This window comes from Acinetobacter pseudolwoffii (assembly GCF_002803605.1).
In the GTDB taxonomy this organism is placed as follows: domain Bacteria; phylum Pseudomonadota; class Gammaproteobacteria; order Pseudomonadales; family Moraxellaceae; genus Acinetobacter; species Acinetobacter pseudolwoffii.
Genome location: NZ_PHRG01000002.1, coordinates 415,803 through 440,953, shown reverse-complemented (window position 1 = coordinate 440,953; position 25,151 = coordinate 415,803). Strand labels below are relative to the sequence as shown.

The following is a 25,151-nucleotide window of genomic DNA, read 5'->3' as shown; positions in this document are numbered from 1 at the left end:
ATTTGTATTAAATAGGAAGCCAAGCCAATGGCTGAAACTGACATTGCTATGCCAGAATCAACACCAGTTGATTCACGCCCAGCATTTGCCATCATTGAAGAACTCAAAACCAAATTTGGTGAGAACTTCTATGTGCAAACGACTTTCGAGGATTTCCCGACAGTCTGGGTTGAGCGCGCACGTGTACAAGAAGTTTTAATGTTCTTGCGTACAGTATCACGTCCTTACGTGATGTTGTTCGACTTGTCTGCGGTAGATGAGCGTCTGCGTACGCACCGCGACGGTTTACCTGCGTCTGACTTCACAGTGTTCTACCACTTGTTGTCGCTCGAGCGTAATACTGACATTCGTATTAAGGTTGCCTTAGCTGAAAGTGATCTGAATCTTCCGACGGCAACCAACATCTGGCCAAATGCCAACTGGTACGAACGTGAAGCTTACGATATGTTTGGGATCAATTTCGAAGGGCATCCAATGCTCCGTCGTATCTTGTTGCCAACCTATTGGGAAGGTCATCCGCTACGTAAAGAATATTCTGCACGTGCGACTGAATATACCCCGTATTTGCAAGACAAGGCCAAGCAGGACTACGAACAGGAACATCTGCGTTTCGTGCCTGAAGATTGGGGTATGAAGCGCGGTAATGCCGATGAAGACTTCATGTTCCTGAACTTGGGGCCTAACCATCCATCTGCGCACGGTGCATTCCGTGTGATTTTGCAGTTGGACGGCGAAGAAGTGAAAGACTGTGTGCCTGATATCGGTTATCACCACCGTGGTGTGGAAAAGATGGCTGAACGTCAAACCTGGCATTCATTCATTCCGTATACAGACCGTGTCGATTACTTGGGTGGTTGTGCACAAAACATGCCTTATGTGATGGGCGTGGAGCAAATGGCGGGCATTACTGTACCGGACCGTGCGCAATGTATCCGTGTGATGATGTCGGAATTGTTCCGTATCAATAACCACTTGTTGTTTATTGGTACTGCAATTCAGGATGCCGGCGGTATGACCCCAGTATTCTATATGTTCGCTGACCGTCAAAAGATTTATGACGCGATTGAAGCGATCACGGGTTACCGTATGCACCCAGCTTGGTTCCGTATTGGCGGTACTGCGCACGACCTTCCAAACAACTGGCAGCACCTCATTCGCGAAATCCTCGACTGGATGCCGAAGCGTATGAATGAATACTACACAGCTGCATTACGCAACTCTGTATTCATGGGTCGTACCCAAGGTGTAGCGCAATATGACGCTAAATCTGCATTGGCTTGGGGTGTAACCGGTACTGGTCTTCGTGCAACAGGTATTGACTTTGATGTTCGTAAATATCGTCCATACAGTGGCTACGAAAATTACGACTTCGAGGTTCCTTTAGAGTACGAAGGCGATGCTTATGCACGTGTCATGGTTCACTTCCGTGAAATCGAAGAATCACTGAAAATCGTCAAGCAATGTCTAGACAACATGCCGTCTGGTGCGTACAAAGCAGACCATCCACTGGCTGTTCCACCACCAAAAGACAAGACATTACAAGATATTGAAACCTTGATTACGCACTTCTTAAGCGTATCTTGGGGTCCTGTAATGCCGGCAGGTGAAGCATCTGTGATGGCGGAAGTGGTGAAAGGTGCGTCGAACTACTACTTGACTTCAGACAAGTCAACCATGAGTTACCGTACCCGTATTCGTACACCAACCTTCACGCATTTACAGCAAATGCCTTCTGTGATTAACGGCAGCCTCATGTCTGACTTAATCATTTATTTAGCGACCATTGACGTCGTAATGGCTGACGTGGATCGCTAAGGGGTAAACGCATTATGATGATTTTGACTGATAAAAAGCCACGTGTGAACGTTGAAGGAATTTTGACTGCGGACGAAATTCACGATATCGAACATCACATGGGGCACTATCCATACCCACGTGCGGCGTGTCTGGACGCGCTAAAGTGTGTACAACGCCGTAATGGCTGGGTAGATGATGCGCAAATGAATGCCATCGCGCAAATGCTGAGCATGAGCGTTGCAGATCTGGAAGGTGTGGCAACCTTCTATAACCGTATTTACCGTCAGCCGGTCGGTCGTCACGTAATTTTGTTATGTGATTCGATCGCGTGCTTCTTGATGGGTGCGGAAACTTTGGCAGAAGCATTCCAGCGCGAATTAGGCATTCAGTTTGGTCAAACGACTGCAGATGGTCGTTTTACCTTGCTGCCAATTTGCTGCCTGGGCAACTGTGACAAAGGCCCAACCTTAATGATTGATGAAGACACGCACGGTCTGGTTGAAGTGACTTCGGTGAAACAGCTGTTGGAGAAGTATGTATGAATACTGAACCAAAACCAATTTATGGCGACGGTAACCCGGAAACGCATCCACTCACATGGCGTTTAAGCAAACAAGCGAACGTACGTAATGCAGATGATTACGAAGCGCTCGAAGGTTATGCAGGCTTTAAAAAAGCCCTGTCGATGTCGCCTAAAGATGTATTGGACGTGGTGAAAGCGGCGACTGTTAAAGGTCGTGGTGGTGCAGGCTTCCCGGCAGGCATCAAATGGTCACTGATGGCGCCAAATGACAATTCAGGTCCACGTTACCTGATTTGTAATGCCGATGAGATGGAACCAGGTACCTTCAAAGACCGTTTGTTGATGGAAGATCTTCCACATCAACTGATCGAAGGGATGCTGATTGCGGGTTATACACTTGAAGCAACCCACGGTTATATCTTTATCCGTGGCGAGTACATCGAAGCGGCTCAGTACTTAAATGAAGCGCTTGAGCAAGTTCGTGCCAAAGGTTACTTAGGGGATAACATCCTGGGTACCGGCTGGAACTTCGAGTTACACGTGCATACCGGTGCAGGTCGTTATATCTGTGGTGAAGAAACTGCATTGATTAACTCGCTTGAAGGCCGTCGTGCCAACCCGCGTACCAAACCGCCATTCCCGCAAGTTGCAGGTGCTTGGGGTCGTCCTACGATTGTCAACAACGTAGAGACCTACAACAACTTACCCGCCATCATGCTGCGTGGCCCTGAATGGTATATCGGCTTGTCTGCGGGCAAATCGAAAGATCCAGGTACGAAAATCTATGGTGCATCAGGTAAAGTGAAATTCCCGGGTCTATGGGAATTGCCTTTTGGTACGACTGCGCGTGAAGTGATTGAAGATCACGCGGGTGGTATGCGTGACGGCCTGAAGCTGAAAGCATGGTTACCGGGTGGTGCATCAACGGACTTCCTGGCGGCCGAGCATATCGATCTTCCGATGGATGCGGAAAGCATCATGAAAGCCGGTTCTCGTTTGGGAACATGTCTGCTCATGGTGGTTGATGAAACCCAATGTATGGTTTCAGCAACACGTAACCTAGAAGAATTCTTTGCACGCGAATCATGTGGTTTCTGTACCCCTTGCCGTGATGGCTTGCCTTGGGCAGTGAAAGCGTTAAAAGCGCTGGAAAATGGCACAGGTAAACAGGAAGATATCGATCACTTACAAGAGTTAACGCGTAAGCTTTGGATCGGTAAGACTTTCTGTGCCCACGCACCGGGTGCAATGGAACCGCTCATGGGCGCACTCAAACATTTCCGTGGCGAATTTGAAGCGAAGGTGGTGAATGCCGCTGCTCAAGTTAGCTCCGTAGAACAAGCTTAAGGAATTCGACTATGGCTACAATTCATGTCGATGGCAAATCGTATGAAGTCAACGGCTCGGAAAACTTGCTACAAGCATGTTTGAGTCTTGGCATTGATATCCCATACTTTTGTTGGCATCCGTCCTTAGGTTCTGTCGGTTCTTGCCGTCAATGTGCCGTGACTCAATACGCGAATCCGGAAGATACCCGTGGTCGTTTGGTCATGTCATGTATGACGCCTGCATCTGACAATACCTACATTTCGATTGAAGACAAAGAAGCAAAAGATTTCCGTGCTTCGATTGTTGAATTCTTGATGACCAACCACCCGCACGACTGTCCGGTCTGTGAAGAGGGTGGTCACTGTCATTTACAAGATATGACCGTAATGACGCAGCATGACCGTCGTCGCTACCGTTTCACCAAACGTACCCATTACAACCAAGAGCTTGGCTCATTCATTTCTCACGAAATGAACCGTTGTATCGCCTGTTACCGTTGTGTGCGTTATTACAAAGACTATGCAGGTGGTACGGACTTCGGCGTGTATGCCAACGCATCACGTGTGTATTTCGGTCGTCCGGAATCAGGCACTTTAGAATCTGAATTCTCGGGTAACCTGACTGAAGTTTGTCCAACAGGTGTATTTACCGATAAAACTCATTCGGCACGTTATAACCGTAAATGGGACATGCAATATGCGCCAAGCGTATGCCAAGGCTGTTCTTCAGGTTGTAACATCTCTCCGGGTGAGCGTTATGGTGAACTTCGCCGTGTCGAAAACCGTTTCAATGGTGAAGTTAACCAATACTTCCTATGCGATAAAGGCCGTTTCGGTACAGGTTATGTGAACCGCGAAGACCGTCCGCGTCAGCCACAATTCCGTAAAGGTGCGACTGTAGAAACTGTTTCAGTAGATGCAGCACTTGATACGGTCATTGCAAATATCCAGGACAAAAAAGTTTTGGGGATTGGTTCACCGCGTGCATCACTTGAATCAAACTTCGCGCTGCGTGAGTTGGTGGGTCAAGAGAACTTCTCAACAGGTTTATCTCAAAAAGAGCAAAATCTGGTTGAACTTGCAGCTTCAATCATGCAAACCGAGGGTGTTTACAACCCGAATATGCGTGAAATTGAAAGCTATGATGCAGTTTTGATCTTAGGTGAAGACTTAACCCAAACTGCGCCTCGTATGGCTTTATCTGTTCGCCAAGCTGCGAAAAATAAAGGCAAAGAGATGGCAGCGGAACGTCGTACCCAGGAATGGTTGGCTGAGCCGGTGCAACGTATTGCTCAAGATGCGAAATCTCCGATTTACATCCTGGCTGCGACACAAACCCGTCTGTCTGATGTTGCCGAAGGCGAAGTGGTTGCTTCTCCAAACGACATTGCACGTTTAGGTTTTGCTGTTGCTGCGGGCGTGAAGGGCGAAGCAATTCTCGGTTTAGATGACGATGCGAAAGCATTTGCACAAACGATTGCCGACACCTTAAAAGCTGCGAAAAAACCATTGATCATCTCGGGTACCAGCTTACAAGATGCATCAATCATGGAAGCTGCTGCACAAGTTGCACAAAATCTGGGTAATGCAGGCTTGACCTTGACAGTTCCTGAAGTGAACTCGATGGGTATGGCAATCTTCGGTGGTCAAAGCTTAGAGCAAGCCTTTGCACAAGATTATGATGCAGTGATCGTGGTTGAAAACGATCTGTATCGTCGTCTACCTGCTGCACAAGTGGATGCTGCACTGGCAGGCAAAGACCTGATCGTACTGGATCACTCTGAAACTGAAACAGTGAAAAAAGCCGACATCGTGCTTTCTGCTGCAAGCTTTGCTGAAGGTGATGGTACGGTGGTATCGCAAGAAGGCCGTGCACAACGTTTCTACCAAGTGTATGACCCGAGCTACTACAATCCTGAATTGGCAATCAAAGAATCTTGGCGCTGGTTACACGCTTTGGAAACAGGCGTGAAAGGCAAAGCGATTTCTTGGACGTTGCTGGATGATGTGATCGAGTCAGTTGCGAAAAATGTACCTGCTTTAGACGGTATTTTGGATGTAGCACCAGATGCGGGCTTCCGTGTCCATGGTCTTAAAGTAGCACGTGAACCACGTCGTTACTCAGGTCGTACTTCGATGCGCGCACCATTGTCTGTCCATGAGCCAAAACAGCCAGTGGACAAAGACTCTGCATTAACCTTCTCGATGGAAGGTTATGTCGGAACTCAAACACCTTCAGCACTGGTACCATTTGCATGGTCTGCCGGCTGGAACTCGCCGCAAGCCTGGAACAAATTCCAGGACAATGTCGGTGGTCATTTGAAAGGTGGTGATTCAGGCGTTCGTTTATTCGACCGTTTGGCAAAACTTCCGGCACGTACCTTTGTTGCACCGGCACCTGTTTTGGTTAATGCTGAAAGCTTTCGCCTAGTTCCAATGCACCATATTTTTGGTTCAGGTGAATTCACCGTAAAAACACCAGCAATGGAAACACGTATTCCTGAAGCGGTATTTGCGGTCGGTGAACAGGATGCAGCCCGCTTGAATGTTCAAGATGGTCAAACAATGACAGTAAAAGCAGGCGAGACCTCTATTGTTCTGCCTGTACAAGTCATTGAATACTTACCGACAGGTTATATTGGCTACCCAATCGGTCTTGCACCGACGGTATCTCTGGCAGAGCCTGTTTCAGTCGCGGTTGGAGTGTAATTCATGGAACAAGAATTAATCCGTCAAACGCCGTTTTGGGCTGAAAACTGGCCAATCGCCTATTCAGTCATTCAAGCGATCGTGATCTTACTGGTTGTGGTACTGATCGCTGCGTTGATGTCTTTTATTGAACGCCGTTTACTCGGCTTGTGGCAAGACCGTTACGGTCCGAACCGTGTCGGTCCGGGCGGTATGTTCCAGATTGTTGCCGACATGCTGAAAATCATGTTCAAGGAAGACTGGACACCAAAATTTGCTGACAAACTGACTTTCCGTATGGCGCCAGCAGTTGCGATGGCAACTGCTGTGCTGTCGTTCATGGTTATTCCTGTTTCACCTTATCTAGGTGTGGCAGACATGAGCATCGGCCTGTTGTTCTTTATGGCAATGGCAGGTATTGCAGTCTATGCAGTACTGTTCGGTGGCTGGTCATCCAACAACAAATACGCCTTACTCGGTGGTTTACGTTCTGCGGCTCAGACCATTTCTTATGAAGTGTTCCTGGGGATCTCGCTGATGGGTGTGGTGGCAATTGCCGGCTCATTCAACATGCGTGAAATCGTTGAAGCACAACGTGATGTCTGGTTCGTGGTGCCTCAGTTCCTTGGCTTCCTGATCTTCGTGGTTGCGGGTGTTGCGGTGACGCATCGTCATCCATTTGACCAACCAGAAGCAGAACAAGAACTGGCTGAAGGTTATCATGTCGAATACGGCGGCATGAAGTGGGGGATGTTCTTCGTTGCGGAATACGTCAACGTAGTACTGATCTCTGCTTTAATCGTGACGTTATTCTTCGGTGGCTGGCTCGCGCCATTCAACCTTGAAATTCCGTTCCTTCCAGCAGCATTCTGGTTCATTATCAAAACAGCATTCTTTGTAATGATGTTCGTGTTGGCACGTGGTTCATTAATGCGTCCACGTTATGACCAGGTAATGAACTTTGGTTGGAAAATTTGCTTGCCATTAGCTCTAGTCAACCTGTTGGTGACTGGTGCCGTGATCTTGTGGTAAGGGCAGGGAGAACAAAATGTTTAAATTTCTAGCTGGATTTGGATCGATTGTTCGTTCGCTTTGGATGGTGTTTAGCCATGTAACGCGTAAACGTGACACGATTTTATATCCAGAAGTGCCGGCCGAAGAAATCGTGCCACCACGTTTCCGTGGTCGTATTGTATTAACGCGTGACCCTGATGGCGAAGAGCGTTGTGTTGCATGTAACCTGTGTGCGGTTGCCTGTCCGGTAGGCTGTATCTCATTACAAAAAGCAGAACGTGAAGATGGTCGCTGGTATCCGGAGTTTTTCCGTATCAACTTCTCACGTTGTATTTTCTGCGGTATGTGTGAAGAAGCCTGTCCAACCACAGCCATTCAAATGACCCCGGATTTCGAACTCGGTGAATATGTTCGTCAAGACCTGGTCTATGAAAAAGAACACTTGCTGATTTCTGGTCCTGGTAAATATCCTGACTATAACTTCTACCGTGTCACCGGTATGGCAGTTGCAGGCAAGGACAAAGGTCAAGCACAGCGTGAAAGTGCACCTGTTGATGTACGGAGTCTATTACCATGATGTGGCCATTTTATTTAATGGCCCTTGTGGCCATTGTCTCTACGGTTCGCGTGGTGACTAACGCGAATCCGGTACATGCTTTATTAAGCCTGATCGTATCCTTGCTTGCTGTTGCAGGCATGTTCATGATCGTTGGTGCGCCGTTCGCGGCTGCCCTCGAAATTATTGTCTATGCTGGCGCGATCATGGTGTTGTTCGTGTTCGTGGTGATGATGCTGAATCTGGGTGAACAAACCGTTGAACAAGAACGTAAATGGTTAACTTCATCGGCTTGGGCTTATCCGGCGCTGATGAGCTTCCTGATCGGTCTGGTACTGGTATGGGTATTAAACTCTGATTACGCACAGCCTTCACTGGTAATGGGTGTGGAAATGGTGGGCCCGAAAGCCGTGGGTCAAGCACTCTTTACGCAGTACTTGTTGTTGGTTGAAGTTGCCGCGATGTTATTGCTTGCTGCATTAGTAGCTGCATTCCATTTGGGTAAACGTGAGCCAGATGCAGAAGAGGAAAAAGAATAATGGGCAACATCCCTTTAGAGCATGGTTTGATCGTTGCATCTATTCTCTTTGCACTGGGTTTTTACGGTGTAATGGTGCGACGCAACCTACTATTTATTTTAATGAGCCTTGAAATCATGATGAACGCTGCTGCTTTGGCGTTCGTCCTGGCGGGCAGTGCATGGGCACAGCCAGATGGTCAGATCATGTTCATCCTGATCCTGACGCTTGCTGCGGCAGAGGCTTGTATTGGTCTTGCGATCGTCCTTCAGTTCTATCATCGCTTCCATCACCTGGATGTGGATGCTGCTAGTGAGATGCGCGGATGAGTTATTTATATCTAACAATTTTATTTCCGCTCATTGGTTTTGTCCTGTTAGCGGCGGGGCGCAACAAGCTTCCTGAAAATGTTGCAGCGATAATTGGTGTCGGTGCTGTTGGTTTATCGGCACTGTTTGCACTGATTGCAGGTCTGGACTTTGTTAACAATGGTAAAGAACTCTATGTTCAGCACCTGTGGACCTGGTTCAATGTCGGTGGTTTTGCACCGGGCATCAGCTTGCAACTCGACGGTTTGTCTTTACTGATGCTGGGCATGGTGACAGGTGTGGGTTTCTTAATTCACATCTTTGCTTCATGGTACATGCGCGGTGAAGAAGACTTTGCACGTTTCTTCTCTTACTTCAACCTGTTCGTTGCAAGCATGTTGCTTCTCGTGCTTGGCGATAACTTGGCGTTATTGTTCTTAGGTTGGGAAGGTGTAGGTCTGTGTTCATACCTGCTGATTGGTTATTACTACCAGAACCCTGCAAATGGTCTGGCGGCAATCAAGGCGTTTACTGTTACCCGTATCGGTGACGTATTCCTGCTGATTGCCATGTTCCTGATCTTCCAGCAATTCGGTACTTTGAACATTCAGTACATCGTTGAAAATGCAGCGACTGTAATGACGCAAAGTTCTTCACTGACCATCTGGACAGCATTGTTATTGTTCTTGGGTGCGGCAGGTAAATCTGCACAGATCCCATTACAAACATGGTTGGCGGATGCGATGGCAGGTCCAACACCTGTTTCTGCATTGATCCACGCTGCGACCATGGTAACAGCGGGTGTTTACCTGTGCTGCCGTCTATTCGCAGTCTTTGAACTTGCACCAGAAGTGATGGTGTTTATTTCGATCACAGGTGCGGTGACCTTGCTTGTTGCTGGTTTTGCAGCACTGGTTCAAACCGACATCAAACGTATTCTGGCTTACTCAACCATGAGTCAGCTCGGTTATATGTTTATGGCAGTTGGTGCTGAAGCATACCAGGCAGGTCTGTTCCACATGCTGACTCACGCATTCTTCAAGGCCCTCTTGTTCTTGTCGTCTGGTGCGGTAATTCTGGCTTACCATCATGAACAGAACATCTTCAAGATGGGCGGTTTGTTCTACAAGAACAAATTCCTGTTTGCATGTTTCGCGATTGGTGGCGGTGCCTTGGCAGCGATTCCATTCCTGACCATTGGTTTCTTCTCAAAAGATGCAATTCTTGCTGCAGTCTGGACGCAAAGTCATATTGCTGGTTTACCAGTGTATAACACGCTGTACTGGGTCGGTGTTGCAGGTGCTTTCTTAACTTCGATTTATACATTCCGTTTAATCTGGGTGGTATTCTTCGGCAAGGAAAACACGCCTTATCATGAAATCAAAGGTGCAACTTACTGGGGCCCATTAGCGATTCTTGCAGTCCTTTCAACAGGTCTGGCAATCGTACTGAAAGCACCGGTGATGAGCATTCTGGATGCAGCCCAAATTCCAGCCTTCATTATTCCTGAAGCGCTTGAAGCGGGTGCACATGGGGCTGAATATATCGCCATTGCTGTTGCATTGACGGGTCTTGTGGTTGGTGTAGTGCTGTTCGCTTTTGCTTACAATGCAGTCAAACGTTTTGCTGCCACTTCTGTGGGTGCTGGTCTGGTCAATATCTGCCGGAATGCATTAGGTTTCGATAAGCTATACGACCTTATTTTCGTGAAGCCATATTTGCTGTTCGCTAAACTGTTCGGTCGTGATCCAATTGATGGTCTATGGCTGGTACTTCCTGCACTGGTCAAAAGTGGTCACAGCTTTACAAGTTCACGTCAAACCGGTTCATTGCGTGAATATGCATCTAGTATGGGGCTCGGTGTCGTTGTCCTACTGATGATCTTGATCGTGATTCAGGTCGTGGGGAAATAAAATGGAAGCTCCAAACAATATTATTTTGCCGGCTCTGATCCTCATTCCGTTCATTGCAGGTTTCATATGCTGGTTGGTCGATAAACTCGACCAACACTTGCCGCGTTATATCGCGCTGATCGGTATGCTGGTGACTTTGGTCTTGACCATCGTCCTTTGGCAGACTGGTACCTATAACTATGAATTGGGCGCTGCGACACCTTCGTGGGCTGCCGAATTCAAACTGCCTTGGATTCAAACCCTGGGCATTAACATTCACCTTGCCGTGGATGGTTTATCTCTGCTGATGGTTGGCTTGACGGCACTCCTTGGTGTGCTGGCAGTAGGCTGTTCATGGGGCGAGATTCAAAAGAACGTTGGCTTCTTCCACCTCAACCTTTTATGGTCTCTGGGTGGTGTCATCGGTGTATTCCTGGCGATTGACCTGTTCCTGTTCTTCTTCTTCTGGGAGATGATGCTGGTACCGATCTACTTCCTGATTGCCCTTTGGGGTCATAAAGGGGCAGAAGGCAAGTCACGTGTTTATGCAGCAAACAAGTTCTTCATTTACACGCAGGTTGCTGGTCTGGTGATGCTGATTGGTATCCTGGGTCTGGTGACTGTTGGCTATAGCATGACCGGCGAAATCCGTTTCGACTACAACTATTTATTAGGTGTGGCGAATACGCTTGACGCTCAGGCTCCAGCGGTTGCTTATGCATTCATGATCTGTTTATTCATCGGTTTTGCGGTAAAACTTCCAGTTTTCCCATTACACGGCTGGTTACCAGATGCGCATGCGCAAGCACCAACCGCGGGTTCTGTTGACCTTGCAGGTATCTTGATTAAAACTGCGGCGTACGGTTTATTGCGTTTCGTGATTCCGTTCTTCCCGGCAGCTTCGGCTCAGTTTGCAGATATCGCGATCATTCTGGGTTTAATCGGTATCTTCTACGGTGCCTGGTGTGCTTTCCAGCAAACCGACATGAAACGCTTACTGGCGTATACATCTATTTCCCACATGGGCTTTGTTTTACTTGCGATTTACGCAGGTAACATCCTGACCTTCCAGGGTCTGATGATCATGATGTTGGCACATGGTATTTCCTCTGCTGCACTGTTCATTATGTGTGGTCAGGTATATGAGCGTGTGCATACGCGTGACATGCGTTTGATGGGGGGGATGCGTGGTCAGTTCCCGTATCTTGCATTCTTCCTGATGTTCTTTGTTGCGGCGCTTGTCGGTATTCCAGGTCTGGGTAACTTCATTGGTGAGTTCCTGATCTTGATGGGTGCTTATGCACAATTCCCGGCGTTCACTATTCTTGCGGCAATCAGTCTGGTCTTTGCAGGTCTGTACGGTCTAATCCTGATTCACAAAGCCCTGTTTGGTGTGCCAAACGAAGCGCAAAAACAGCACTATACACATCCATTAAAAGATCTGAATGCACGTGAAATCGCGTTATTGTTGATCTGCGCGTTTGGTCTACTTTGGCTTGGTCTATACCCACAAAGCTTCCTTGATGTGTCTAACTCAAGCATGGCGTGGTTAGCGAATAGCTACATTCCAGTTCAAGAAGTGGTTGAAGTTGCTGATCAGGTAACGACTCAACTTGAAAATGTGGAGATCCAATAAGCCATGAACTTCACAATGTCTTTTTCTGAGCTTATGCCGCTCGCACCTGTGATGATCGTGTCGTTAACTGCGATCGTCGTGATGTTGCTGACGGCAATCAAGCGTAACCATAATCTTGTTGCGACGACAACTGTTGTTGGTCTGAACTTAGCAGCGTTCTATATCATTTTCGTTCTGTTGGCAGGCACATTTGCACCTGCCAATGTGATGAATCTGTTCATCGTAGATCCATTTACGATGTTGTACCAGTTTGTGATTCTGATTGCTGCACTTGCCTGTAGTACCTTGTCACACGCGTATATCGAAACTTATAAAGATAACCGTGAAGAGCTGTATATCTTGATGTTGATATCCGTCGCGGGTGCAATGTTAATGGTGGCAAGCTCGCACTATGCATCATTCTTTATTAGCCTTGAGTTGATGTCGATTCCTGTATACGGCCTGTTGGCATATACACATCAACGTTCTCAATCGCTTGAAGCAGGTGTGAAATATCTGGTGCTTTCAGCAACTGCGTCTGCAATGCTGCTGATGGGTATGGCATATATTTATGCCTATACCGGTACTTTAAGTTTCGTTGCTGAACCGGGCAAACTGTTTACTGTATTCAGTCAGCCAGCTGTGGTAATTGGTCTGGCCTTAATTGTATTTGCTGTGGCATTTAAATTATCGTTGGCACCATTCCACAAATGGACACCAGACGTCTACGCAGGTGCACCAGCACCAATCGCGACTTTCCTTGCGACTGTGGCAAAAGTGGCGATGATTGGTCTGTTTGTTCGTTATATTTTGTCTTCAGGTTTAATCCTGGCAGACAGCTTCGTAACGATCATTTCGATTATTGCAGTATTGTCGATTCTTGCAGGTAACTTGCTGGCTGTTCGCCAAGTGAACCTGAAACGTATTCTGGCATACTCTTCAATTGCGCACTTTGGTTATTTGCTGGTTGCCATCGTCAGTTCACGTAATACCGATTTCTTACAGGTTCAAGGTTTTGCGACTTTTGAAAGTGTAAACGTGTATGTGATTACTTATGTATTAACCACGATTGGTGCTTTCGGTGTTGTGACGCTGATGTCGAGTCCGTATAACAATACGGATGAAGCGGGTAGTCTGGCTGAATACCGTGGTCTGTTCTGGCGCCGTCCAGTCCTGACTGCTGTATTAACCGTAATGATGCTGTCTCTTGCAGGTATTCCTTTAACTGCCGGCTTTATCGGTAAGTTCCTGGTGATTAAAACTGCGGTTGCAGGCGAAGCCTGGTTCCTGACTGCAATGGTTATTCTGGGTTCAGGTATTGGTTTGTATTACTACCTGCGCGTGATGGTCGTGCTGTACATGACACCACCTGAAACACCACGTCTAGATGCGGTGAATCATTGGGGTCAAAAAGTCGGCGGTATCATGGTATTACTTGCTGCACTTGCGGTACTTGTGATTGGTGTTTATCCAGATCCAGTGATTGCGATTTCTAAATATGCGTTCTTCGCAATATCACCTGAATTACAGCAATTCATTTTCACTTTGGTTCAAAGTGGTTTTAACTAATATCTGCGAAGATTGACGTTATTACAAAAAAGCCTCCATGATTGGGGGCTTTTTTATTTATACAAATCAATAAAAGCCTTTATAATAGCGGAAATTTATCTTTAACCTTTTAGGTGTTCTCCTGTGGCAATCCATGAAATCCGTCATCCGCTCATCCGACATAAGCTCGGTTTACTCCGTCGTGCAGATATCAGTACCAAAAACTTCCGCGAGTTAGCTCAAGAAGTGACCATGCTTCTGACTTATGAAGCGACTAAAGACCTGCCAATGGTTGAACATGATATTGATGGCTGGAATGGTGCTGTCACAGTTGACCGTATTGCCGGTAAAAAAATCACGGTTGTGCCGATTCTACGTGCCGGTATTGGCATGCTGGATGGTTTCTTAAATCTGATTCCAAGTGCAAAAGTATCTGTACTCGGTTTAGAGCGTGATGAAGAAACCCTGGAAGCCCGTACTTATTATAAAAAACTGGTTCCAGACGTACAAAACCGTATCGCGATGATCATTGATCCGATGTTGGCGACAGGTTCTTCTCTTGTAGCTGCAATTGATGTACTCAAAGCCAGTGGCTGTAAAGACATTCGTGTTATGGTTCTGGTTGCCGCACCGGAAGGTATTAAGCGTGTAGAGGCTGCACATCCTGATGTGATCATGTTCACTGCATCAATCGACAGCGGTTTAAATGAAAATGGTTATATCGTTCCGGGTCTTGGTGATGCTGGCGATAAAATCTTTGGTTCAGTTCAGAAAGACTAATTTTTGAACAGGACGAAAAAAGGGGCTACTACAGCCTCTTTTTTATATAATGTAGATCGGGCATTTTCAGCATAGGACAACAGCATGAAAGATGAATTATATCAGGGCAAAATCAAACAGTACGACCCTGCAAAAGGTTTTGGTTTTATTGGTTCAGCTGAGGGAGATGTGTTCTTCCATATTTCAGACTTTCCTGCGGCAGAAGGCGAGCCAAAACGCAATGAACGCGTGAAATTTAATGTGGTAGAAAATGGCGATAAGTATAAAGCCATTAAGATTGAACGTGTTGAGGATACTTCAAAGAAAGCTAAAAAATCTAAGGTCGCTGCACATAACCAGTCAATTACTTCCGCATTACTATCAAATCTCAAGCGTTAATTAACCGTGAATTTGACTAAATGAAGAGGCATTTTCGCCTCTTTTTTATCTAAAAATTCATGAACTATAGTCTTACCTCAGGTTTTGTAACTTAAAGCTTATACTTCGTTACGCAAACAATAAAACGTCTACCAAAGCGCTACAATCATCTCTATTTCTTCTCACTTAAAATACTATCTGTTGATTTATAGGGATAAATGTCATGTTTAGGAATGGAAAAATTAAAACTTATGATTCCGAACGTGGTACAGGCAGCATTGAGTTAGCAGATGACGCTCAAGAACTAAGTTTTAGGCTACAGGATTTACCTTCACTTGAAATTGATCCTCAAATTGGAGAACTGCTTAAATTTAGAATGATTCCTCATCAGGAAACCATAATATTGGACAATATGGTACGCCTAGATGTCAAAGTACAGGACGAGTTTGTAGCGGAAGTTGTGGCATTACCATCTTTGGCACCCACAATATCTGTTCCGTTAAAGCGTTCAATTCTTTTTAGCCCAACGCTATGGTTGGCACTGGTATCCGCAGTTGGTTTTATAATTTTGGGTGAAGTATAAATTTAAACCAGAAATTTTTAATTTTCTATTTTTAACTCGGTATTTCTCTATTCTTCAATTTAAAAAAGCGCCTATAAGTGCTTTTTTGGTTTTTCTATTAAAGAATTTCATAAAAGCTTTTTGATGTATTTTTTATTACAATTATTAAAAATATCAAAGACAAGAGTGAATTATGTTTCAAGAGGGGAAAATCAAAACCTATCACGAAGCACGTGGTTTTGGTTTTATTCAAATCGAAGGGGAATCTAAAGACTTATTTTTTCACATTAAAGACTTTCCCAATCAAAATATTCCACTAAAAATTGGGGAAAAATTAAAGTTTTTAATGGTTGAAGATAATGGAAAGTTTAAGGCAGACCATATTATCCGGCTGGATATTAAATCAAAATTGGCTATTAAGCAGAATAATGATTTATATGAAGATCCTGAAGCACATGTTTCTCCACGTTATGAAAAGACAAAATTATCAACTCGATCCAAACTAATCACAATATCGGGACTAATTATTATTGCGATTCTTGTTCGGCTTGTTTATAACAAATACCAAAGCTACCAAGTTCAAAAACAGCAGAAGCTTGAACAACTGATAGTAGAGCAGCGAGCGGCACAAGGTGATTTAGCTATGGAGGGATTATCTGAGCAGGGTAGGCAGAATCTAGAAAATCGTGGTGCTGAGTTACCAAGCCAAAGTTACTCTATTAATCCGAAAACTTCAGAGACGGCTTCGCAATCTATATCTCAATTCAAATGTGATGGAAGAGAACATTGTAGCCAGATGGGTTCTTACGAAGAGGCTTTATTTTTTATCCGGAACTGTCCAAATACTAAAATGGATGGTGACGGCGATGGCATCCCGTGTGAAAGCCAATTTTAAGATAGAATAAAAAGCACCTTAAGGTGCTTTTTGATTGAAAACAAATTTAGGCTTCACAGAAATTCATAAAGGCTCTCAGGCCTGGCCCCTGATATTTCTGGCGATGTACCAGCATAAACAATGGACGCGTTAAAGACCAGAACGGAGTATTGAGAATCACCAGTTGACCTTTCTCGCGTAAAGGCTCAATCGCAAGTTTGGAAATACAGGACATGCCGATTCCGCCGGCTACGATTTTCAAAATTGCTTCATTATGGCCAAGTGTCAGACGGATATTGGCATCCGGCACATCTTTCAAAATGGCATTATCAAAGACTTCGCGAGTACCTGAACCTTCTTCGCGCAGAATCCACTCTACAGATTTGAAATCTTCCGCGGTCAGCTCACGGTTCAATTGCGCTAGGGGATGATCCGGTGCACAGCACACCGCCAGCTCATCATCGCGCCAATGGATACATTGCAGTTGTGGCAGATGACAGGAGCCTTCGATCAAGGCCAAATCTAGCTGGAACTGATTCACCGCTTCAATCATTTGACGGGTATTACCAACTTGCAGCTGTAAATGCGCTTGAGGCTGAATTTTTAGAAAATCGGCCATCAGGTCAGGAATCAGGTAATCTGAAATGGTCAGGGTTGCACCTAAACGTAAATCGATACTTTGAAGCTCACCTTTCGCAACCTGTTCAAAAGATTCGCATCGACCTAAAATTTCCAGCGCTTGAGGGAGAAGAAAGCGCCCCAGGTCATTGAGCTGTAAACGTTTGCCTAGACGGTCAAATAATGGAGCACCCAGACCATCTTCCAGATCTGCTAAAGCCATACTAGCCGCACTTTGAGTAAGTTTGACGGCATCGCTAGCCTTCGTTACGGTACCCTCTTGTGCCACTGCTACAAAAACAGCCAATTGGCGTAAAGTCATGCGCATGAGTAGAGCCTTAACATTTAAAAAATATTAATAAATTATATTGCCATGCTACCATGAGCACAGTCTTTCATGCCACGTTGAAATCATGTCAATTGAAAAATTTAGCCAAGAAAAAGTTTTATCTGTACACCGCTGGACCAATACATTATTCAGTTTCACCATGACACGCCCGGCACACTTCAAATTCACTGCGGGGCAATTTGCGCGTATTGGCCTGCAAGTGGGAGATGAACTGGTGGTTCGTGCCTATTCGGTGGTGTCATCTCCTTTTGATGAAACTCTGGAGTTTTTTTCGATTGTGGTTCCAGAAGGTAAATTTACCTCCAATTTACAGCATCTTAAAGTAGGGGATGAGCTGTTTCTGGAAAAAATTCCGTATGGTTATCTGACGCTGGCCCGTTATCAGTTGCCCTTGCCCAAAGACTTGTGGTTACTGGGCACTGGAACTGGTCTGGCACCGTTTCTGTGCATGTTGCAAGACTTTGAAACCTGGAGCAAATACGAAAAAATCAATCTGGTATATAGCGTGCGTAGCCGGGCTGAACTCGCTTATGTGGAACGGATTCAGGAAATTGCCGAAACCTTTGGCGAAGGACATAGCGGATTTAAATTTATTCCGATTATTACCCGTGAGCCTGATGCACCTTTGCACGACCGCTTACCGGTGCTGATTGCCAATGGCGAGCTGGAAAAAGTCGCAGGTATGCAGCTCAATCCGCAAACCACCCATGTCATGCTTTGCGGTAACCCGGAAATGGTCGATGATACCAAAGAAGCCTTAAAAGCCCGCGGCCTGATCATGAACCGGCGTGGTGAAGGCAATATTGCAGTCGAGAATTATTGGTAAGTCTGAATTGCAGATAAAAAAGCTCATCCTTGGATGAGCTTTTTTATCTGCAAGGTGAATAATGACAGCTTAGTGCAGAATCTTGTTCAGGAATTGCTGGGCACGCTCACCACGCGCTGTATTAAAGAAATCATCTTTACTGCAATCTTCCACAATTTTTCCCTGATCCATAAAGATGACCCGGTTGGCAACCTGTCGGGCAAAGCCCATTTCGTGGGTGACACACATCATGGTCATGCCTTCTTTGGCCAGACCGACCATGACATCGAGCACCTCATTAATCATTTCAGGGTCAAGCGCAGAAGTTGGTTCATCAAATAACATGGCAATCGGATCCATGCTCAGCGCACGAGCAATCGCGACACGTTGCTGTTGTCCGCCAGAAAGTTGTGCCGGGAATTTATTGGCCTGTGCACTTAAGCCGACACGATCCAGATAAGCAAGTCCTTTCTGTTTGGCTTCGGCTTCAGAACGACCCAATACCTTGATCTGGGCAATGCTCAGATTTTCAGTAATACTGAGATGCGGGAACAATTCAAAATGCTGAAACACCATGCCCACGCGACTTCTTAGTTTATTTAAATTGGTTTTCGGATCATTAATTTTAATTCCATCGACCAGAATACTGCCTTGCTGAACAGGTTCCAGACCATTGACAGTTTTAATTAGGGTGGATTTTCCTGAACCGGAAGGACCACAAACCACCACCACTTCACCTTGCCGAATCTGGGTGGTACAGTCGGTCAGTACCTGAAAATCTTTATACCATTTACTGACATGCTGGAGGTCAATCATGACTTTGGCTTCGTTCATACAGTTAACCTCTGCTGTAATTTTTTAACAATATAGGTGGCGATCATACTGATGGTGAAATAGACCAAACCGGCAAAAAGAATATATTGGGTGAGTAAACCCATCAGGTCACCACGCACATAATTGGTGCGGAAAAAGTCCAGCAGGCCAATTGCATACACCATGGTGGAATCCTGAAACAAAATAATGGTCTGTTGTAATAATAGCGGTGTCATTTTGCGAAAGGCCTGAGGCAGTACAATCAGGCGCATGGACTGGCCATAGCTCATGCCGAGGGCAGAGGCCGCATCTGTTTGTCCCTTCGGAATAGACTGGATTCCGGCACGGACAATTTCGGAAAAATAGGCGGCTTCAAACAGCATAAAAGCCACAATACTGGACACCAGTGCCGTATCCATGGTCAGATATTTTCCAGTCACCCCAGTATAGATAAAAGGCACAGCGAAGTAGAACCACATCAGTACCAGCAGCAGGGGAATCGAACGGAACAGATTGACATAACCCTTGGCAATCCAGTTCAACACCTTGATTGAAGAGAGCCGCATCAATGCCAGTAAGGTGCCAATAAAGACCCCGCCAATGGTGGCAAAAAATAAGACTTTTAAAGTAATACTCAGACCATGCCATAGGGCAGGTGCGGATAATTGTAAATCCTGAAAAAATGCAGTGAACCATTCCATTATTTAGTCCCCGCAATCAGACCGGGCACCTGAAGGCGCTTTTCCAGAAAGTTCATCAAGCCAATCAGGCAGACATTGATCAGGATAAAAATCAGGGTGACATAGGTGTAAATCTCAATGGTATTTTGCGTATATTCGCTGATGGTTTTCATCTGGGAAATGAGTTCCGCAACCCCGACCAGTGAGGCCACCGAGGTGTTCTTGACACAGTTGGTCAGCTCAGAACTTAAGGGGGGTAAGATCATGCGAAAAGACTGCGGTAAAATCACATAGCGATATAATTGTGTAGTGCTAAACCCCATGGCATAGCCGGCATTGATCTGCCCAGGTGGAATTGCTTCAATCCCGGTACGCACCTGCTCACAAACCCGCGCTGCGGTAAACAGTCCCAAACCAATACTGGCTGAAATCAGCGCCGTGGTATTGGCTCCCAGATCATTGATCCACCAGCTTTGAATGCTGTTCGGCAGAAAATTCGGAACCACATAGAACCAGATAAATAACTGGATCAGTAAAGGCACATTCCGAAAAATGGTGACGTAAGCGCTACCAATTGCCCGGGCCGTTGGGCTGGGCAAGGTGCGCATGATGCCCAGCAGACTACCCAAGAGCATGGCAATCGACCAGGCTACAATCGCAATGACCGCTAACCAGCCGAGGCCAGTCATGATCCAGTTGAGATAGGTGCTATCACCAATCCCGGTCTGTTGTAATAAGACACCCCAATTCCAGCTGTAATTCATGATCACTCCAAAATGGGCTTAAACAATTGATGCTTAAGCAGATGAATAAGATTCAGAGTCTATTGATCGCGGTCATGCGGGGTGCTGATCAGGGCCTTCAAGTCATCAGACATGGCAAAGTTCAGGTTGATATTTTTCGGTGGAATTGGCGACTGGAACCATTTCTGGTACATGCTATTGATTTCACCGGAGCTATATGTGGCTTTAATCGCGTCATCTACCACCTGCTTAAATTCGGGGTCTCCCTTACGTAACATACAGCCATAGATTTCATTGATGGGTGCTGTACCCACAATGTGCCATTGTTGCGGATTTTTAGCCTTGGATTTTTCTCCCGCCAGTAAAATGTCATCCATCATAAAGGCAGCAGCACGGCCACTTTGCAGCATTAAAAAGGATTCTGCATGGTCTTTGGTCGAAATAATTTCACCAATGCCCAATTCTTTTTCATGCTGACGAATATAGCGTTCCGATGTGGTGCCGGCAGTGGTCACCAGTTTTTTGCCTTTCAGATCGCTAAAATCTTGAATACCAGAATTGGTTGCGGTTAAGAGACGAGAACCTACTTGAAAAAAGCCAACAGAGAAATCGACCTGTTGCTGGCGTTCCTTATTATTCGTCGTCGAGCCACATTCCAGATCAACCGTACCGTTGGAGACCAGTGGAATCCGGTTCTGGCTGGTCACCAGGTTGTAGCGGATTTTTAAATCAGGAAGATTCAGCTTTTGTTTGACGGCTTCGACCACTTTTAGTTGCAGGTCATGGGCATAGCCGACCGGCTGATTCGGATTATCAGCGATATAAGAAAATGGAATCGAGGAGTCACGATAACCTAATACAATCGTGCCGGACTGTTTGATCTTATTGAGCGTGCCAGAAGTATTCTCGCTGCCTTGCTGATTGCTTGGTGCCTGATTATCACTACAGGCACTCAGTCCCAAGGTCAGGGCACTGGCACACAGCAGCGTAGCGAATTGAGTCTTTGTTTTCATCGTGAAACTCCATTTTTCATTTTCAATTATTATGAGTACGTCCGTTTTCAGACGCTGCTAAGACAATATTCTGATTATTGCTATAAAGTCTAAGTATTCGTTTATATTCATCTTAGTTGATGATTCAAGCATGACTCAAGCTGAATTTATTGCTGAAATGTTACTGAATCAGAAAAGGAAATCTGTGGGATGCTCAAAGGAATGCAAATAAATAAAGAGATTGAACTACAAGTATAAGAAAGAAAAAGTCACAAAAAAACCTCCAAACTGGAGGTTTTTTTATCGGTTCAAGCTTAATGCACAAACATATCCATCGATTCACGAATTTCTTGAATGGCCGTTTCGACATCGGCGCTGAGCCAGGTCGGTTCAAAGAATCCAGCGTAGTGCTCAAGACGATCCGCAGGGACGACTAAGCGTACCGGACAATCCTCTTCCAATAAACGCCATGGAATAATTGGCACTTCATTGTCGAGCCATGCTGTTACATCTCGGATATCGATAATCATTGCGTTGACACAGTCCGGGAAAGGCATCACGGAAAACTCTTCAGTACGACGACGGAAATACTCCAGGTCTTGCCAGCGCAGTGCAAAACTCGGTTTACTGAATTCGATAATCCCGATCAGATGCTGATCGCGAGTATGATGCAAAGTGCATTGGTGGGTGACATCAGTGTCAAGATCCAACGATACACTTTGTTGACGATACGCCATAGAGCTCGATGAAATAAAAAAATGAGGGACACATTATAGCCCATTTTATAGAAACTGAGCAGTGCTATTGTTTAGCGCAAATTTTAGTGTTGGTTCTGCCCTGAGGTCGCGTACTGAAGCTCTTGAATTTCAAAGGACTGCATATCACTCAGGCAACTCAAGCAAACTGGGATTGGAAAAGAATGGAGAAGCTAAACCTCATTATCAGATTGATTATAGAGCCTTTTTCTTTTCTGATACGCTTTATATAGCTCTATAAGAAGGTTTAAGCGAATAGTGTTGCAATTATTCAAGCGATTAGATGTGTTGATCTGCCAGTAATTTTCTATGTCATTCACATAAGGGAAAAATGAATAGCAGGATAATGCTGAGTTAAACCTGTTCACCATCAACCAGTAGCGATCAGTGAATTAAAAATGAGCACGATTGCTTAAAGATTATTCTAAATATTATTCATACATATAACTTACATCCCGTCACCATCTCACCATGTTTTGTCACAGAAGCTGTTTTAACTGCTTGTTATGCTAAAAATCTACTTATGAATAACAAAGAGTGAGGATGGTTATGGTCGATGATTTCAATAAAAAACCACCTTTAGATCATCAGACAGCAGTGACGCAAAAAAAGCGTATTCCTGTTTATATCTTGATTTTGGTAGGTATCTTTTTACTGGCATTACTGTTCTATATGTTTGCTGACATGAATCCAGACGCAAATGATGCACCTGCTGGACATCCGAACCCTAATGTGCAACCTGCGACACCAAACAATACGACTCCAGTCGGTGAACCTACAGAAGCTACTGCAACGCTAGGTGATGGAACAGAAGCAACAGCAACTGCGACAGATGATGCACAGGCGGCTCGATAACTCAGACATATATCAAAAGCTCTAGTGAAACCACTGGGGCTTTTTTGCAATATATTGTGATGTTTAAGCTAATGATAGCTAGCTGGCTCAAGTCTAAAAACATCAAATCTGAAGGTGAATCCGAAAGAAGAAGGGGCTGAATGTTTCAAGGATAGGCTCCCGATTTCAGATAAATAGCTTAATAACAAAGAGGGTAAAACAACATGAATGATTATATGAGAAGTCCGCGTGGCGGCTTCGACGCCATGTATTATTGGGATCAGTTTCATCCCATTCTGAGTGCAATTGCCATATTAGTCATTGGTTGGATCATTGCATTACTGGTTTCGGCAGCAGTCAAGAAAGTCTTGCAAAAACTTGGAACCAATACACACTTAAATACGGCGACAGGCCATCGCTCTAATATCGAAAGTATTATTGCCCGGGTGGTGTTCTGGATTATTCTGATTATTGCCGTAATTGGTTCACTGAATGTACTCAACCTGACCAGTATCAGTGGTCCTTTCAGTAATATGATTCAGCAATTCCTGTTATTTATCCCGCAGTTACTAGGTGCAATTGCAGTCGGATTCATAGGGTGGATTGTCGCCAACCTGGTGAAAATAGGGCTACAAAAGCTACTTGACCGAACCCAACTAGACGAAAAACTCAGTGCTGAAGTGGGTGTCAGTCCCATTAGTCAGAACATCAGTGAAATTGCTTACTGGTTAATTTTATTACTGTTCTTGCCAATCGTACTGTCTATTCTGGGACTCAACGGTCTGTTGTTACCAGTTCAGAATATGCTGACTGATGTCGTAAGCTACTTACCAAATATCTTTATTGCTGCAGTGATCATTTTTGTCGGTTATATTCTGGCAAAAATTGTTCGCGGTATTGTTGAAGGCCTATTAAACAGTCTGAATGTACAACAACAAGCTGAAAAAGTAGGTATTTTCAAAAATTCCAATGTGGCACAGGTGATTGGTTCATTCATCTTCGCCGTCGTGATCATTACTGCATTGATTATTGCTTTTGAAGCATTGGGTGTCGAAGCGATTTCTCAGCCTGCCACGGCAATGCTGTATGAAATCATGAATGCCATTCCGAATATTATCGCTGCTGCCTTAATTCTGATTCTGGCTTATGTGGTCTCTAAACTGGTCGCACGTCTGGTGGTTGAAGTGGTATCGGGTACAGGTGTTGATGAAATTCCTGCCAAACTGGATGTACAGCGTTTTTTAGGCACCACTAAACTTTCGAGTGTGGTCGGTTATCTGATCGTATTGTTCACCATGTTATTTGCGGTGTCCGAAGCAGCAGACCGTCTCGGCTTTGAACAGGTGAGCGGCCTGATTGCGATGTTTATTTACTTCGGCGCCAACATCTTACTCGGTGCCGTGATTCTGGTGATCGGTTTCTGGCTGGCAAATATTGTCGCGAACATTGTACAACGCGGTGAATATAACAGCTCACGCTGGTTAGCGAATCTGGTGCGTGTCCTGATTATGGGCTTGGTCGTTGCCATGGGTCTACGTGCCATGGGTATTGCCGACTCGATTGTGAACCTGGCATTTGGTTTAACGCTGGGTGCTGTCGCAGTAGCATTTGCTCTGGCCTTTGGTCTGGGTGGTCGTCAGCCTGCGGAGCGAGTTTTAACAGATCTGATTGATAAAGCAAAACGCGAAGCCAAAGAACCGAATCCAGTCAAAGATCAAGCTGAAAACAGCATATTTTCAGGATTAGGTACTCAGAGTACTTCAAGTACAACGGACATGGCAGGCACGACAGGTGCAGCGATGGGGATGGGTTCTACAGATACATCAATGGGACAATACTCCGACCGTTCACAAAACATGACCGGTACTACTGATTCTTCAACCACTACGCCAGGAGCAGGTATTGTGCCAAATCAAGATTCAGACGCAGAGGGTACTACGCCAATGAGTACGGACTTATCGCATACCACACCGGCAATCCTCACCACTGCACCGCAGGATGATGAATCATTGGGTATTGATCCGGTCAATCCGGATGCGGATCAAGCCGTACCTGATTCAGTAAAAGTCGATCCGACTCATCCGCCAGTCAATAATCCATTTGGTTCAACCGGAGAAAAAGAACCAAATGTCGATATTGATCGTTCCACTCAGAAAAAAGATGACCTGAAATAACCTGTCATTTTTAACCAAAATCGGCCAC

The 25,151-nt window shown here is 45.4% G+C and carries 24 protein-coding genes; 18 read left to right on the top strand and 6 right to left on the bottom strand.

From position 1 onward, the window contains the following. The first annotated feature begins 27 nt into the window (after window positions 1-27). The 15 genes from nuoC to CWI32_RS06730 all read left to right on the top strand — a co-directional run bounded on the left by nuoC (window position 28) and on the right by CWI32_RS06730 (window position 16,381). Complete coding sequence (nuoC, locus tag CWI32_RS06800) at window positions 28-1,815, top strand: NADH-quinone oxidoreductase subunit C/D (protein WP_005097924.1); 1,788 nt, start codon at window positions 28-30, stop codon at window positions 1,813-1,815. Window positions 1,816-1,829: 14 nt separating this feature from the next. Continuing rightward, window positions 1,830-2,339 (top strand): NADH-quinone oxidoreductase subunit NuoE, encoded by a 510-nt coding sequence (gene nuoE, locus CWI32_RS06795; protein WP_004280775.1) that lies wholly within the window; start codon window positions 1,830-1,832, stop codon window positions 2,337-2,339. After that, window positions 2,336-3,667 carry an NADH-quinone oxidoreductase subunit NuoF gene (gene nuoF, locus CWI32_RS06790; protein ID WP_074383464.1) on the top strand — a complete coding sequence of 444 codons (1,332 nt, stop codon included), beginning with the start codon at window positions 2,336-2,338 and terminating at the stop codon, window positions 3,665-3,667. Before nuoE ends, nuoF begins: the two co-directional genes overlap by 4 nt. Window positions 3,668-3,678: 11 nt before the next feature. Beyond that, the gene (gene nuoG, locus CWI32_RS06785; RefSeq protein ID WP_100534927.1) at window positions 3,679-6,357 is read left to right on the top strand and encodes an NADH-quinone oxidoreductase subunit NuoG; all 2,679 of its coding nucleotides are present in this window, start codon (window positions 3,679-3,681) and stop codon (window positions 6,355-6,357) included. Window positions 6,358-6,360: 3 nt separating this feature from the next. Beyond that, window positions 6,361-7,368 (top strand): NADH-quinone oxidoreductase subunit NuoH, encoded by a 1,008-nt coding sequence (gene nuoH / locus CWI32_RS06780; protein ID WP_100534926.1) that lies wholly within the window; start codon window positions 6,361-6,363, stop codon window positions 7,366-7,368. A 16-nt stretch (window positions 7,369-7,384) separates the two neighbouring features. Then, a complete protein-coding gene (nuoI, locus tag CWI32_RS06775; RefSeq protein WP_005097919.1) occupies window positions 7,385-7,927 on the top strand; it encodes an NADH-quinone oxidoreductase subunit NuoI in 543 nt (180 codons plus the stop codon). Further along, window positions 7,927-8,445 (top strand): NADH-quinone oxidoreductase subunit J, encoded by a 519-nt coding sequence (nuoJ, locus tag CWI32_RS06770; RefSeq protein WP_171063341.1) that lies wholly within the window; start codon window positions 7,927-7,929, stop codon window positions 8,443-8,445. The genes nuoI and nuoJ overlap by 1 nt, the downstream gene beginning before the upstream one ends. After that, window positions 8,445-8,753 (top strand): NADH-quinone oxidoreductase subunit NuoK, encoded by a 309-nt coding sequence (nuoK, locus tag CWI32_RS06765; RefSeq protein ID WP_004280769.1) that lies wholly within the window; start codon window positions 8,445-8,447, stop codon window positions 8,751-8,753. The genes nuoJ and nuoK overlap by 1 nt, the downstream gene beginning before the upstream one ends. Continuing rightward, a complete protein-coding gene (gene nuoL, locus CWI32_RS06760; protein ID WP_100534925.1) occupies window positions 8,750-10,645 on the top strand; it encodes an NADH-quinone oxidoreductase subunit L in 1,896 nt (631 codons plus the stop codon). Before nuoK ends, nuoL begins: the two co-directional genes overlap by 4 nt. Before the next feature lies 1 nt (window position 10,646). Beyond that, window positions 10,647-12,260: an NADH-quinone oxidoreductase subunit M gene (nuoM, locus tag CWI32_RS06755; RefSeq protein WP_100534924.1), complete on the top strand. Its 1,614-nt coding sequence runs from the start codon at window positions 10,647-10,649 to the stop codon at window positions 12,258-12,260. A gap of 3 nt (window positions 12,261-12,263) precedes the next feature. Beyond that, window positions 12,264-13,808 carry an NADH-quinone oxidoreductase subunit NuoN gene (gene nuoN / locus CWI32_RS06750; protein WP_100534923.1) on the top strand — a complete coding sequence of 515 codons (1,545 nt, stop codon included), beginning with the start codon at window positions 12,264-12,266 and terminating at the stop codon, window positions 13,806-13,808. Between the two features lie 123 nt (window positions 13,809-13,931). Then, the gene (gene upp, locus CWI32_RS06745) at window positions 13,932-14,567 is read left to right on the top strand and encodes a uracil phosphoribosyltransferase (protein ID WP_005097912.1); all 636 of its coding nucleotides are present in this window, start codon (window positions 13,932-13,934) and stop codon (window positions 14,565-14,567) included. Between the two features lie 84 nt (window positions 14,568-14,651). Beyond that, window positions 14,652-14,945, top strand: a complete 294-nt coding sequence (locus CWI32_RS06740; protein WP_005097911.1) for a cold shock domain-containing protein — start codon at window positions 14,652-14,654, stop codon at window positions 14,943-14,945. Window positions 14,946-15,147: 202 nt separating this feature from the next. Beyond that, on the top strand, window positions 15,148-15,507 hold the full coding sequence (locus CWI32_RS06735; RefSeq protein ID WP_100534922.1) for a hypothetical protein: 360 nt from the start codon (window positions 15,148-15,150) through the stop codon (window positions 15,505-15,507). A 172-nt stretch (window positions 15,508-15,679) separates the two neighbouring features. Continuing rightward, a complete protein-coding gene (locus tag CWI32_RS06730) occupies window positions 15,680-16,381 on the top strand; it encodes a cold shock domain-containing protein (protein WP_100534921.1) in 702 nt (233 codons plus the stop codon). 46 nt (window positions 16,382-16,427) lie between these two features. On the opposite strand, the gene gigC is transcribed toward CWI32_RS06730, so the two are convergent. Then, window positions 16,428-17,306 (bottom strand): LysR family transcriptional regulator GigC, encoded by an 879-nt coding sequence (gene gigC, locus CWI32_RS06725; protein WP_005169640.1) that lies wholly within the window; start codon window positions 17,304-17,306, stop codon window positions 16,428-16,430. A gap of 85 nt (window positions 17,307-17,391) precedes the next feature. Between gigC and CWI32_RS06720 the strand changes: the two genes are divergently transcribed. Continuing rightward, window positions 17,392-18,153, top strand: a complete 762-nt coding sequence (locus CWI32_RS06720; RefSeq protein ID WP_100534920.1) for a ferredoxin--NADP reductase — start codon at window positions 17,392-17,394, stop codon at window positions 18,151-18,153. 69 nt (window positions 18,154-18,222) lie between these two features. Here the strand turns inward: CWI32_RS06720 and CWI32_RS06715 are convergent, their stop codons facing one another. The 5 genes from CWI32_RS06715 to CWI32_RS06695 all read right to left on the bottom strand — a co-directional run bounded on the left by CWI32_RS06715 (window position 18,223) and on the right by CWI32_RS06695 (window position 22,097). Beyond that, the gene (locus CWI32_RS06715) at window positions 18,223-18,948 is read right to left on the bottom strand and encodes an amino acid ABC transporter ATP-binding protein (protein WP_171063342.1); all 726 of its coding nucleotides are present in this window, start codon (window positions 18,946-18,948) and stop codon (window positions 18,223-18,225) included. Between the two features lie 14 nt (window positions 18,949-18,962). Continuing rightward, a complete protein-coding gene (locus CWI32_RS06710; protein WP_100329146.1) occupies window positions 18,963-19,646 on the bottom strand; it encodes an ABC transporter permease subunit in 684 nt (227 codons plus the stop codon). Beyond that, a complete protein-coding gene (locus CWI32_RS06705; RefSeq protein ID WP_100358013.1) occupies window positions 19,646-20,389 on the bottom strand; it encodes an amino acid ABC transporter permease in 744 nt (247 codons plus the stop codon). Before CWI32_RS06705 ends, CWI32_RS06710 begins: the two co-directional genes overlap by 1 nt. 59 nt (window positions 20,390-20,448) lie before the next feature. Further along, on the bottom strand, window positions 20,449-21,381 hold the full coding sequence (locus CWI32_RS06700; RefSeq protein ID WP_005169644.1) for a transporter substrate-binding domain-containing protein: 933 nt from the start codon (window positions 21,379-21,381) through the stop codon (window positions 20,449-20,451). A gap of 293 nt (window positions 21,382-21,674) precedes the next feature. After that, window positions 21,675-22,097, bottom strand: a complete 423-nt coding sequence (locus CWI32_RS06695; RefSeq protein WP_100534919.1) for a hypothetical protein — start codon at window positions 22,095-22,097, stop codon at window positions 21,675-21,677. Between the two features lie 567 nt (window positions 22,098-22,664). On the opposite strand from CWI32_RS06695, the gene CWI32_RS06690 reads away from it, so the two are divergent. Both CWI32_RS06690 and CWI32_RS06685 read left to right on the top strand, forming a co-directional pair. Continuing rightward, window positions 22,665-22,970 carry a hypothetical protein gene (locus CWI32_RS06690; RefSeq protein WP_005097890.1) on the top strand — a complete coding sequence of 102 codons (306 nt, stop codon included), beginning with the start codon at window positions 22,665-22,667 and terminating at the stop codon, window positions 22,968-22,970. 203 nt (window positions 22,971-23,173) lie between these two features. Beyond that, entirely contained in the window at window positions 23,174-25,123 is a 1,950-nt protein-coding gene (locus CWI32_RS06685; protein WP_074383455.1) for a mechanosensitive ion channel, read from the top strand. Window positions 25,124-25,151: the final 28 nt, after the last annotated feature.